Here is a 12,417-nt window from a genome sequence, read left to right on the forward strand (position 1 = left end):
TGAACGTTCTCAATGCACGAACAAGATGAGAGGCGACCCTTCTCGGCAAGAAATCAGATTCTTGATCCCTTCGTGCACCTAAAAAAAGGTAGGCTAAGTGACCTGGGCAGGGAAGATTCCCTGACGGGCTGGCAAATTGGAAAGCTTTCACACAAGATCTTGGCAACTCTGGATCTTCTGATTTGAAAAACTGAACGTCTTGGCCGGATCGTTCGAACGGGCATCATAGGGGTTTTTTAGAATCGCCCACTTTTTATCCTTCCCCGTTCAACCGTCTCACCACCCAGGCCCGTTCCAGGTCGTTCGTGCAGGTAGTCATGACCTCCACCCGAGCGGAAAAGCCGTTTTTGTCCACATATCCTCCGATAATCTTTTCTCCTTCCACACCGAATCCCGGTTTGATCGCGGCCTGACCGGAGTAGGCCAGGCTGTGGCAGCCGGTGACGAAATCGTTTTGCAGATAGATGTCCTCGACCCAGGTTTTGAAGCCGATGGGGTAGTGGTCGTCCCGAAAACGGCAGCCTCGGCGGTTTTCCGCCTTGATCGGTCTGATTGTCAGATCCGGATGGCGGGTCAGGAAGGCCTCCCAATAGATCAGCCCCAATGAGGACAGGGCGTACAACGCCTTGTTGTCCTGCTCGATGGTTTCCATGAGCGGGAGCATGGCCTCCCATGTGGCGGAACCGGGTCTGGCAAAGCTCTTGAGCTCGTCATAGGTGAATACGGATCCGGGTTGACTGATACGGGCCCAGAATCCGATATTCTTTTCCACCATGGACAGGTCCATGGTGAACGGGACCCTGGGAAAGGAGATGATTTCGTTGAACAATTCATGCTTGTAATAGACAGGGGTTCCCATGACCTGACCAAAGGCAACGGCCAGGGCGATCTGGGCCTTGTATCCTCCTGTGGCATTGATGGCCACATGCGAGGGAGACCATTGGCGGGTCTGGTCGGCCAGGACGCGTACCAGGTTGGGGAGCCCTTCCTGCTGAAATCTCCTTGGGATCTGATCCTGCAACCCCTCGATGATGAGCACGAGAACCTGGGAAAACCGGCAGGGGTTGTTCCTGGATAAAAAATACTGCCGCAGGACCGTACCGGTATCACCACCGGCTTTGGTGTCCGACACCAGAAGCACCAACCGGCTCGGGGGATCTGCAAGTATGTTCTTGTCGATCATTGCGGCGATGGAATTGATCTCCGCGCCCAGAATTCTGGCCTGGACAGGGAACTCGACAAGCAGTTCGGCTAGTTCGACCCAGGCGGAGCGACGCATGCACGCATGGATCTCGTTAAGGACCTTGCAGAGCCGGGTCGATCCGGGCGGGATGCCGGCCTGCTTCAGCAATTCCGCTTCGTTCAGGGAAAGGCGGGCCGTATATGTGCTTTGATCGAAGTTGCGCAGGTTGCTTCCGAGCAGGCTCGTGCCAACGGTACAGAGCAGGGTTGTGGGTTTGGTCGGGTGATTCATAATGCATCCTTGGGCAGAGTGGTTATGATTCGAGAGATGTCCCGTTCCGCCTCGAGAAGCAGACGGTCCCTGGAGGTATCGCCAATGAAACCGGCTCTGAATCCCGATCTGATCAGGATGAGCAGTTCCCAGACACTGAGCCCTTCCGGGGTCAGACGGCAGGCTCTGTGCAGTTCATTGGTGAAGTCGGTTCGGGAGATGCCGGGGTTGTCCGTGTTCACGCATATTCTGAGCCCCTGATCCATGTATTCGCGCAACGGGTAGATCGCTTTGCCTATGGTTGTGGGCAGGTAATTGTCCTGGAATCCCCTGATCTGCATATTGCTCGAGGGACACATTTCCAGACAGATCCGTCGGTCCCTGAAACGGGGGTAGAGCTCGGGTTTCTGCCACAATGTCAATCCGTGGCCGATGCGGTCAGCGTTCAGATGATACAGGGCCTGCCAGATGCTTTCAGCGGATACGGTCTCTCCTGCATGGATGGTGATCCGCAGGCATTGTTCCATGACCGGCAAAAAGGCCTCCCGGAGCTGCCCCGCCTCTTTGGATGATTCGTTGCCAGCCAGGTCGAATCCCACGATCTCGTCCCATCCCCTGTTCATGCACTCCGCAGCCAGCTCGATGTGCTGATAGATCTCACTCATTGTACCATGGCGACTTCCAATGAAAATCAACCGGAATATGCACTCGCTGTCTCTGTTCAATTCATCGACCAGGATTTCTACGACCCGTTGCGGGGCCAGTCCGCCCCGGGTGTACTTGACCGGGGAGCACCGCAATTCGAGATAGTTGACGTGATGTTCCCGGCATTGCCGCTTGAGGACAATGCAGGCCTGCCGAATGGCGGGTTCGCACTGAAGGAGTCCGCTTCCCTGGAGATCACCCAGGGGTTCGTAATCGGTGATATCCCTGCCGACAAATTGATCCTCATGGATACGTTCGCCAAAAATGAACCGGTCCAGAAGCGTGGGGCAATCCTTGAACTGATGGATAAAACAGGCCACGGTAAAAGGTTCCGGGACATCCTGGAACATGGTCCGCAATTTTTTGGGTTCGGGGACCAGCCGGTGGAGTTCGTCCACATCCCCTGCCTTGACCAAGGTGTGGATCCTTCCAAGCCAGGAGGTCACGGCATTCGGCAAGGGAGGGCAATGGGACATGCACGCGTCTGCGATTTCAATGAGTTCATCGCTGTGGGCAATGCCGCCCAGATGGCAATGCAGCTCCACCTTGGGAAGCTGCCGGAGAAAATTCAGTTCCCTTTCCTTCTTTTCCGGATCAACACCGAGTTTCACGGATTTGAGCCGGTCGATGACCTCGGAAGGCAGCCGGTATAACGAGAGAAAATTGCTCACCTTGTCTTTGGCCAGAAGGCTGTTGCTGAAATTGACCAGCAGATAGCTGCTCTGACGCAACCGGTTCTCAACAGCCTTTACCAGGGAGGGACCGGTGAATCGATCGGAAGATGCGGCCGGGAAAAAAGGTGGTATGGGAAAGTCCGCAGATTTAAGAATCCCGCCATGCTCCAGAGGGGCTTTGATAACCTCGTTGCCGGACTCGCTTCCCACGATCAGCGGACTGAGGTGTTGGGCCAGGGTAGCCGGCAGGGGGGCAAGAAACCGTTCGGGTTCGGGATGTTTCAGCGTCTCGGGAAGGGGCGGAGCGTCCACCACATGGAGCAGACCGTCGCAACCGAACAAAGACGCGGCCCGCTGCATGTCCGCGCTCATGGTTTTGCGGCCTCCGGCCAGGGAGAGAAAGAGCTTGTCAGATGTCTTTCTTGCGGTGAAAACCGTCCTGAAAATCGTTTCGGTCATGCTCTGACATTCTTCCTGGGAGCCCAGACCATCGGTTCCCGGGGCCTGGATGCAGGCTACCTCGATCCCGAGTCTGTCAGCCCAGGCGAGAACCTTTTCACAGCTTGTGGTTCCGGTTCCGGCTGCCGTGGCGACACACCAGATGCGATCCACCGGAAAGAGACCTTCTTTGTTTCTGATGACGGAGAACGCCTGGGCTTGGGGATGGTTGGCGTAGAGTTCAAAGGGTTCAGTGTTCAGAAACCCCCAGCTCTCGGGCACAACGGCCCAGGATATTCCCAATGTGCAGACAAGTGTGTTCATGGTCGTTTCCCTGGAGTAACGGTCTGACTTGTATTATTTTTACCACACATACTCGTTCGGGAGCTGGGGACATACCTTTTTGAGTCCTGTCCGTTTGAGCTCCTCTCTGAAAACCAGGATGAGTTTTTCCTGCATCCATGTTTCCACGTTCAGCCAGTCCTGCCGGGTCACCGGCGTGAAACCGTGGGCCAGAATAGATCCGTTTCTGATGCCCAGCGGAGTGCGCAGATCATCCTTGTTGGCCTCGATGAATTGTTGGGCAGGACCCTGGGTTTTGCACGCCACGAGTTCCCAGGCCTTGTGCAGCGGGGCCTGAATTTTTCCACTATGATTCGGGAAGATGCGGATGTGTTCGGGAATGAATTCCCCGGGAAGATCCGATGTGTCCACGTTGCACCTGGTCCTGAGTACCCATTGGGCCACCCACTCGATGATCCGGTACACCCGGGAGATGGCGTCGTCGTAGCGTGACGCTGCAGCGCAGCGCAAGGCATTGAGCCAGAGGTCATGGATGCGGGCCCCTTCGGACTTGGCTGGTTCATGCTCGCCGCACAGGGCGTCCAATGCCTTGATATACGGGGAATAATGACGTGCGGTTTGCGTTCTGTATGCCATGAGGAGCCTTCTGGCTTTGTGGTGATCGAAACGATCCCAGGCATCAAACGCATCGCTCAGGCTCCTGGCCATGTTGTGCCGGTCCTGGATGGTGGAATCGGCGGGAATATCCATGGCTGCAAGCCCAGAAGCCGATTCTCCGTAGGCGAATCGTTTCCAGGGCTGGAGATGATTTCTGAATTCCCGGTCGAACCTGACCCGGTCGACAACGGCCCGGGAGCAGCATTGCGTGCCGTCGACCACCTTTTTCAGATCCGTCCGTGCCCCTTTGACCAGATAGAGTTGAACCCGCTGATCCAGGGAGGCCAGAACCATGGCCGCTGTCATGGTTTTAGTGCCTCCGGTGTAGTCGGCAATGAGTTCGTGCTCATGGCCATACGACTCGATCTCCTGCTCGATTCTTTGGACAGCAGCGTCCAGATCATCGGGCGAGATCCTGATGACATGAAAGGCCTCCGGTGACAGGGAGAGCTGGGCAGGGATGTTGGGAAGACTCGGCTTTTCATCATTCCATGCGGCCTTGATTACATTGCCCGAGCCCGTGATCATCTCTTCCGAACTTTTTGAAGATCCGGAACCCTCAGAACAGACGAATACGACATGATCGGGACGCAATTGGGTTACGGCCTGGATAACGGGTTCGTGTGATCCCCCGACCGTTGTAAAGAGTATTTTCATGGATGACCTCCCGGGTTATGCCGATATAACGGTACTGACGACTCATTTTTCAACGCCAAAAGAGCCATGTTTCGAATGGGATGAATTTGTCAGGAGTGGTTTGTTCTTCTGGCGGGCCTGGTCAGACAGTCAAGCCGGTTAGAACGGAACAGACCATCTATCATGTTCAAGACGGTTGGATGAGAACAACTTTGCCTTGACGAGCATGTTATGCCTGATTGCATGACGAACGGGTTGTGCATACACGATCGACCAGGGAAAAAAAGGGCCAAATCAGCCCATGGTAGGGTTACCCTGTAGTCTATTCGAGAAGCACCGTTTGGATAAAAATAGTAATATCTCCATAAATTCAAATAAATACCTCAATATCTCGATTTGCGTGATACGCACAAACCCTACCATGGTAGGGTCCAAAAAAGTTTTTCGTTCAAAGAAAAATGCGCCCTGATTTTGAAAAACAGCCCCGTGATTCCGTTTTTGCTGGTGAAACAGGATGTCTGAAACGATCCTTCAGCAACCAGGAGCGCAATCATGAGTGCCCAGCCCGTCAAAATCATTTCCACCCCTCTCTCCTCCGAACCGCAGCATGAAGCCGGCCCAAATTCTGCCTCTGTCGAGGCCGATGATCTGTTCAGGAAGCTGGCTGCGGATCCCAGTGTCCAGGAACAGGAAACAACCCGTCAGCAGCGAATCATCGGTGAGATCATGGAATTGCAGCGTACTTTAAGCTGGCAGGAAATCATCGATTTGTTCCATCCTCTGGAGGACAAGGAACCCGCGCTGGTGGAACTGGGGCTGGATCTGCCCGTCAGACAGAAAATCGCCTTTGCCCTGGGTCAGATACATCAATTCGATCAGGCCCTGCAGGAATTGGAATATTGTCTGGCCGGTGATCCGGAGAACTTTCAGGTTCATTCGGCCCTGGCCTACAATTGTTACCGAACCCTTATGGCGGCAGCGAACCGGGAGATTCATCTTTTACCTGCCGCTCGCAAAAAACGTCTGGAAAAGGCTCATTTCCACATGCAAAAGGCCCAGGCCCTCATGCCCGAGCGGGTGACCAATTTCTATCGGGAAGGCAAGATGTACAAGGATCTGGAACGCAAACCCGAAGCTGCCATCCCCCTGTTTGCCGGAGCTGTAGCCAATTGGCGGGCGTACGATCGGGAAACAAAAGATATGCGCAGTCAGGAACGCAAGAATTACATCAAGGCATTGTACAATCTGGCCTCGTGCGAGCTCGGACAGGGCAGACATACGGTGGCCCTGGAGCATATCGAGCAGTGTATCGCCGAGGACGAAAAGTCCGGATACGTCAGATCTGAACACAAATATTTCGCCTTGGGCAAGATCATGTTCGCCCTGAACCGTCTCGATCGTGCCAAGCAGGCTTTGGAGTGTGCGGCCACGTTCATCGATGCGGTGGAAGGCAACTACATCCGGGAGCTCATGGGCAGGGTTCTGCTGGGGCTCGGTGACAAGGAACAGGCTTTGGCGGTTGTTTCCACTGTTCCTCACAAGGCCCGGCGTCCCTTTGTCTGCTGGACGCTTGCCGATTGTCTGACTGCAGTGGGTCGTCTGGATAACGCAAGGACTGTGCTCACCCAGTCGGCACAGCGGGATCGCAGGTCGCGTCACAAGAGCCTGATCAAACTGGCCCGGATCAGTTATCTGGAAAAGGATTTTGCCGAGACCGTGCGGTTGGCGGATGAGGCCAACGCCTTTCACATCCAGACCTTCACGACTATCTGTGCGGATGCCCTTTTCTGGGCCATTGGCGGTCATCTGGCCTTGGGAAATCGGGAAAAAGCCGTGGAAACCCTGCGCGAGATCGAGTCCCACCGTCCCGGCTATCCCTACCTGAACCGGTTGCGCAGAGCGGTTCAGGAAAGAGGATGAGAGGAGCTCCCCCATGACCCAGCCATCCCTTCATACTCCGCCATCCCCTGGTGTTCTGGACAACAGTCTGCTGCTCGACAAGGTCCGGCAACTGGTGCTTTCAGGTTCCGATCCGGATGCGGCAAGGCGGATGCTCGCCAAACGCGACGTCTGGTTCTCCCTTGGTCCGGAACAGGCCTTGGAATGGTCACGGTTGGCTCAGATCTGTACAGACCCCACAACCGCCTTGGATCTGCTGAACCATGTTCATTCGACCGCCCCTGGATTCAAGCCGGCCTGGCTGGAACATATCGATCTGCTATCCATGCTGGAGAAACGCAAGGAATTGGCAGCTCTCAAGGCTTTGGCCGGACAGGTCGCACCGGATTTTTTACCCTTGTTTCCCCTTGCCGACCATGCCGATCATCTTTCGGACACTCCGGTAAAAGACCGGAATGTCGACGCCCCCTTTGCTCTGTTCAAACGAGAACAGGAACTCATCGATCTGTATACCCGACTCTTCAGGGGCCGGGCCGAATGTTTCGCCCGACAATGGGCAGATAAAGCAGAGGGAAAGAGCGGATATGTCCCCGTGCGTCATCCCATGACGGAAAAGGATATCAGGGATCACCTGAACGGAATCAAAACCCTGGGCATCTATTTGCTTCACGAGGACGATACCGTATCCCTCGGGGTGATCGACGTGGATCTGATCAAATCGTTGCGCGAGGCATCACCTTCAAGCGGACAAAAAAACGTGATCCGCCGTGAGATCGAATATCTTTTCCAGCAAGTCAGAGAATCGAGTCGGAAAAACGGTCTGAACTGTTTGCCGGAGTTCAGCGGTGGCAAGGGATATCACTTCTGGTATTTTTTTCGTGAACCCATTGCTGCTTCACGGGTCAAGTCGCTTTTGAAAGGATTGACAGCGCCCCTTGCCAAGGATCTGACCTGTTTCAATCTGGAGGTATTTCCCAAACAGGACCGTTTGGCCGGCAAGGGGTTGGGCAATCTGGTCAAACTGCCCCTGGGTATTCACCGTAAAACCGGCAAGCCGTCACATTTCATACCCAAAATGCAGGGAGACATCTGGGATCAACTGGAAGTTCTCAGAACTGTAGAGCCTGTTTCCAGGGCTGTTTGCTCGACATGGGAGAATGCCAGGGAAACCGCCCCGGTGGTCAGCCTTCACCCCCGGTACGAAGAGTGGTGCGAAACCTATCCGGAATTGGCGGTATTGCTGAACAAATGTCCGACTCTTGGCCAGGTCATTGCCTTGTGTCGGGAAGGTCGACCTTTGTCCCTCAAGGAAGAAAAGGTCCTTTACGGAACCATCGGATTTTTGATCAGGGGAAAATTGCTCATGCACGCGTTGCTCAAGGATCAATCTGAATACAATCCTCATCTGGTGGATCTGAAACTCTCCAGGCTCCGGGGATCTCCCCTGGGATGCAAGCGGATACACAATCTTTTGGAAAGTACACTGGATTTCTGCCGTTTTGAGGAGGATGCGCCCTATCCCCATCCTCTGCTTTTCTGCAAAAAATGGCTCCCAGCCGATATGACCCGAGCGGAAAAGATCGAAAATCTGCAGGATGCCCTGACACACCTCCAGAACAGTCTGGATACGGTCCGTCGATTTCTGCCCAAACCGGGGTGAGGAGGATGACCCATGCAACGCGCCTATATTCTCGAACCCGGCACCTATTTACGTAAATCCGGGCCGAACATCGCTCTTGTTCGCGGCAAAAAGGTGGTCGAGGAAGTAGCCCTGGACAGTCTGCAGCAGCTGACCCTGATCGGGTATACCACGTTGAGTGGAGCAGTTATCCGGGCACTCATCAATCATCGTGTGGAGACGGTTCTCCTCAATGGCCGAGGGCGATTCGAGGGGCGTATCTCCATAGATGAACATAAACATGTTCAACGCCGGCAAGGTCAATATGTCAAATTGTCTGACCGAGCCTTTCTGGTCAGAACGGCTCGAAATATTGTGCACGGGAAACTCAAGACCCAGGCACGGTTTCTCAACCTTCGCGGCCAGAAGCTGAACAAGGAGTCTTTGCGCGCCTGGGGCATGGCTATACGTGCATTGTCCAGGCAGGTTGCAGAACTGCATACCGGGCAGGATATGCAGCTTGTCCGGGGAATGGAGGGACATGGGTCGAGGCTCTATTTTCAGGCCTTTCCCCATCTCCTTTCCAATCCGGCTTTCAGTTTTACCGGCAGGAACCGAAGGCCGCCTCTTGATCCAGTCAATGCGCTTTTATCGTTTGTGTACACCCTGTTGACCAACGAAGTGCTCACCGCCATCAAACGGGTCGGTCTGGATCCCTACCTGGGGAGCCTTCACGAACCAGCGTATGGCCGACCCTCGCTGGCCTGTGATCTCGTGGAAGAATGGCGGGTCTTTTTGGGGGATCGACTGGTTCTTGGGCTCTTGAATCGAAAAACCATGAGTCCGGATGATTTTGTATATCGCCAGGTTGCAACTACGGATTATGTGGATGAAAAGGACCTGAAACAAAAACGTCCCGTTGAGATGAAACCGGGTATTTGCCGGGCGTTTCTCAAATCATATGAGGAATGGATGAACAAGAGCCTTCTGGTTCCTGGAACAAGCCGTCAGTCCACCTACAGGGGACTTATTCTGGATCAGGCCCGTCTATTTGAGCGCTACGTGCTGGGTGAGGTTGCGGAATATGAACCTTTTGACTGGAGCCACCAGAGATAGAAACATTGTAACTATTCAGGTCAAAATTTAGCAGGAGCAACAGGCTGAAATATATCGTTAGATTTGAGTGCCAGCCCGTAAATTTCAGAGATTTAAGGATTTCAGAAATTTTTGGAATTGAGGACCTGGACGCTAACCGCTTGTAATTTCTTAACTCTCTTAAATTTCTTAAATTCGTAATTCTGATTCTTGAAAAATGCACCTGAATAGTTACGAAACATTTTGTCATGAATCGCAGAGTCGAGGCGATCCGTGAGCAACCGCAGCTTTGCAAACCCTTGGGAGGCGGAAACAACGACGGAGAGGATGCATGTTTTACATTGTCTGCTATGATATCGTGGATGACCGGTTGCGGGACAAAGTGGTCAAACACCTCAAGGGGTTGGGGGTCCGGGTTCAGAAGTCCGTTTTCGAGTGTCCGGAACTTTCCGAAAAACAGTTTTTGAAACTCAAGGATATCTTAGAAGGCACAATCGATCATACCCAGGACAGCATCCGCTATTATCGATTGTGCAAGGCATGTTTGACCCTGGTTGAATTTTCCGGGGTTGGAGACAAGCCGTTCACTGGAAGATGTGGGTTTTTTTGAAGATATTTTCAATCAGCGTTTCCTATCGTTTGATCTGCCATCCATGATTCTGAAAACAGTTCATAACAATCCAACCGATTGATTTGATTGCCTCCCGGGCAAAGAGGTGGATGGCGAAGTTGTTTGCATTCTATTCTAAATGGTTACATGCAAAATGCTTACTTTCACCAGCAGAAAAAAAATTCCCAAACGCCAAAAAAGGGGGAGGTGGATGGCAAAGGCATTTTCAGCCCTTGCAGGACAAGAATTTTGAGAGTAAGTCTCCCAAACATTGCCCCGATTCGAGGGGATTGAGACATTAATATTTAAAGTGTTTAATTGACCATTCCATGTCTCCCAAACATTGCCCCGATTCGAGGGGATTGAGACTGTTTGGTTGTCCTTCTTCTTTGTGATCTCCATAATGCTCCCAAACATTGCCCCGATTCGAGGGGATTGAGACCATCTGGGGACGCAATCCCCAATCAATACTTCGGCCTTACTCCCAAACATTGCCCCGATTCGAGGGGATTGAGACCGGGCCTTACACTCTGCCCTTGATTCCCTTATAAGCTCCCAAACATTGCCCCGATTCGAGGGGATTGAGACAGTTCAGGAGGTAAGTTGAGAGGAACTACTGTGATTTTCTCCCAAACATTGCCCCGATTCGAGGGGATTGAGACATGCGAGCAGACCGTTTTCCAGGCTGGCTATCTTTGCCCTCCCAAACATTGCCCCGATTCGAGGGGATTGAGACAAGAGAATCCTTGATCTTGGCAACCCGCCGCCTTGACTCCCAAACATTGCCCCGATTCGAGGGGATTGAGACTTTCATTGTATGCCGTCCGTGTATTTTATCGCATCTCTCCCAAACATTGCCCCGATTCGAGGGGATTGAGACGGGTGGAATGTTATATCGTTAAAATGACATTGTGTGCTCCCAAACATTGCCCCGATTCGAGGGGATTGAGACGTCTGACCCCTTCCGCTTATATATTGAGGCCATGTGCTCCCAAACATTGCCCCGATTCGAGGGGATTGAGACGGCTTTGTAGCTCTCGGACTAGTTACGCTTACTCACTCCCAAACATTGCCCCGATTCGAGGGGATTGAGACTTATCCCATCTCCTCCCAATCCCCATCTTTGTTTCTCTCCCAAACATTGCCCCGATTCGAGGGGATTGAGACTATTTTTCATCCTTCATGCGGTCATATTCCGCACACTCCCAAACATTGCCCCGATTCGAGGGGATTGAGACGGTATTGGCTCCGATTTTCCGCTCACCGTACAGGTACTCCCAAACATTGCCCCGATTCGAGGGGATTGAGACTTTTGTGTTTCCCTACTTAGTCAGACGGGACAGAATATCTCCCAAACATTGCCCCGATTCGAGGGGATTGAGACCGTTTTTTGTGCTATCTTGGCAAGCGTTTTTGCGCTCTCCCAAACATTGCCCCGATTCGAGGGGATTGAGACCATATTTTTAGCGGCCTTTCGTGCCTCTGCTGCATCACTCCCAAACATTGCCCCGATTCGAGGGGATTGAGACTCCATTTTCAAGGTGTGCTTGGATACTGACCCTTGCTCCCAAACATTGCCCCGATTCGAGGGGATTGAGACGATTGTCCTTCTTTTTCGTAATTGTCTTTGCCATTCTCCCAAACATTGCCCCGATTCGAGGGGATTGAGACTCGAATGGTCAACGCACTATCTGCAAGTGCGTATATTTCTCCCAAACATTGCCCCGATTCGAGGGGATTGAGAGCCCAAGGGCCTGATTTATGCTTTTAGCCTTGGGGTCTCCCAAACATTGCCCCGATTCGAGGGGATTGAGAGTTCTGGTAATGTATAGCCGCACTCGGTTATCGCTTGCTCCCAAACATTGCCCCGATTCGAGGGGATTGAGAGTCTTTTCGTCTGGATTCTTGACCTTTATTTTCTGCTCCCAAACATTGCCCCGATTCGAGGGGATTGAGACTTTCGCCAGTTAGTGGCTTTAGATCCCACCACTTGGCTCCCAAACATTGCCCCGATTCGAGGGGATTGAGACTTATTTAGCTCCACCACCTCGATGATATTGTCGGCCCTCCCAAACATTGCCCCGATTCGAGGGGATTGAGACTTCTGTTGGAGCTTGTAAAAAAGTGTCTTGGGCGTGAATGCGGCCAGGATTTTTGGGTAAATGCGAGAAAGCCTGCATCGTACAGATGCAGGCTTTCTTTGTTTGCCCGGCAAAGCCGGGTCCCCGTCCGCTTGCAAGAAAGCGGAGATGCCCCGTCTGAGGGGAAATCAATCCGAATCGCAAGGGCGTTTCTGGTAACGGAAGGGTCTGAAGGAAGCGATAGGAAG

At 53.0% G+C, this 12,417-nt stretch carries 7 protein-coding genes and 1 CRISPR repeat array; of the genes, 4 read left to right on the forward strand and 3 right to left on the reverse strand.

The features are described from left to right. Window positions 1-253: 253 nt before the first annotated feature. Genes ACTVJH_RS12340 through ACTVJH_RS12350 form a run of 3 tightly spaced genes read right to left on the reverse strand, consistent with a single transcriptional unit; the run spans window position 254 to window position 4,887 of the window. Window positions 254-1,474, reverse strand: a complete 1,221-nt coding sequence (locus tag ACTVJH_RS12340) for a putative CRISPR-associated protein (protein WP_455991204.1) — start codon at window positions 1,472-1,474, stop codon at window positions 254-256. Next, window positions 1,471-3,594, reverse strand: a complete 2,124-nt coding sequence (locus tag ACTVJH_RS12345; RefSeq protein ID WP_455991206.1) for a CRISPR-associated ring nuclease — start codon at window positions 3,592-3,594, stop codon at window positions 1,471-1,473. The genes ACTVJH_RS12340 and ACTVJH_RS12345 overlap by 4 nt, the downstream gene beginning before the upstream one ends. A 39-nt stretch (window positions 3,595-3,633) precedes the next feature. After that, window positions 3,634-4,887 (reverse strand): TIGR02710 family CRISPR-associated CARF protein, encoded by a 1,254-nt coding sequence (locus ACTVJH_RS12350; RefSeq protein ID WP_455991208.1) that lies wholly within the window; start codon window positions 4,885-4,887, stop codon window positions 3,634-3,636. 531 nt (window positions 4,888-5,418) lie between these two features. Here ACTVJH_RS12350 and ACTVJH_RS12355 point away from each other — a divergent pair. The 4 genes from ACTVJH_RS12355 (at window position 5,419) to cas2 (ending at window position 10,088) form a co-directional block, all read left to right on the forward strand. Continuing rightward, complete coding sequence (locus ACTVJH_RS12355) at window positions 5,419-6,786, forward strand: tetratricopeptide repeat protein (RefSeq protein ID WP_455991210.1); 1,368 nt, start codon at window positions 5,419-5,421, stop codon at window positions 6,784-6,786. Between the two features lie 13 nt (window positions 6,787-6,799). Then, window positions 6,800-8,425: a CRISPR-associated primase-polymerase type A1 gene (locus ACTVJH_RS12360; RefSeq protein ID WP_455991212.1), complete on the forward strand. Its 1,626-nt coding sequence runs from the start codon at window positions 6,800-6,802 to the stop codon at window positions 8,423-8,425. 12 nt (window positions 8,426-8,437) lie between these two features. Continuing rightward, on the forward strand, window positions 8,438-9,499 hold the full coding sequence (cas1, locus tag ACTVJH_RS12365) for a CRISPR-associated endonuclease Cas1 (protein ID WP_455991214.1): 1,062 nt from the start codon (window positions 8,438-8,440) through the stop codon (window positions 9,497-9,499). Window positions 9,500-9,809: 310 nt separating this feature from the next. Continuing rightward, window positions 9,810-10,088 (forward strand): CRISPR-associated endonuclease Cas2, encoded by a 279-nt coding sequence (gene cas2 / locus ACTVJH_RS12370; protein WP_455991216.1) that lies wholly within the window; start codon window positions 9,810-9,812, stop codon window positions 10,086-10,088. 261 nt (window positions 10,089-10,349) lie between these two features. After that, window positions 10,350-12,190: a CRISPR direct-repeat array (repeat unit 36 nt; unit sequence CTCCCAAACATTGCCCCGATTCGAGGGGATTGAGAC). The last annotated feature ends 227 nt before the right edge of the window (window positions 12,191-12,417 follow it).

The sequence above is a fragment of the Desulfoplanes sp. PS50 genome (assembly GCF_053851535.1).

What these genes read in the sequence shown, in the direction of transcription:
- ACTVJH_RS12340 (WP_455991204.1), bottom strand. Translation starts at nt 1,474, where the DNA reads ATGAATCACCCGACCAAACCCACAACCCTGCTCTGTACCGTTGGCACG.
- ACTVJH_RS12345 (WP_455991206.1), bottom strand. Translation starts at nt 3,594, where the DNA reads ATGAACACACTTGTCTGCACATTGGGAATATCCTGGGCCGTTGTGCCC.
- ACTVJH_RS12350 (WP_455991208.1), bottom strand. Translation starts at nt 4,887, where the DNA reads ATGAAAATACTCTTTACAACGGTCGGGGGATCACACGAACCCGTTATC.
- ACTVJH_RS12355 (WP_455991210.1), top strand. Translation starts at nt 5,419, where the DNA reads ATGAGTGCCCAGCCCGTCAAAATCATTTCCACCCCTCTCTCCTCCGAA.
- ACTVJH_RS12360 (WP_455991212.1), top strand. Translation starts at nt 6,800, where the DNA reads ATGACCCAGCCATCCCTTCATACTCCGCCATCCCCTGGTGTTCTGGAC.
- cas1 (WP_455991214.1), top strand. Translation starts at nt 8,438, where the DNA reads ATGCAACGCGCCTATATTCTCGAACCCGGCACCTATTTACGTAAATCC.
- cas2 (WP_455991216.1), top strand. Translation starts at nt 9,810, where the DNA reads ATGTTTTACATTGTCTGCTATGATATCGTGGATGACCGGTTGCGGGAC.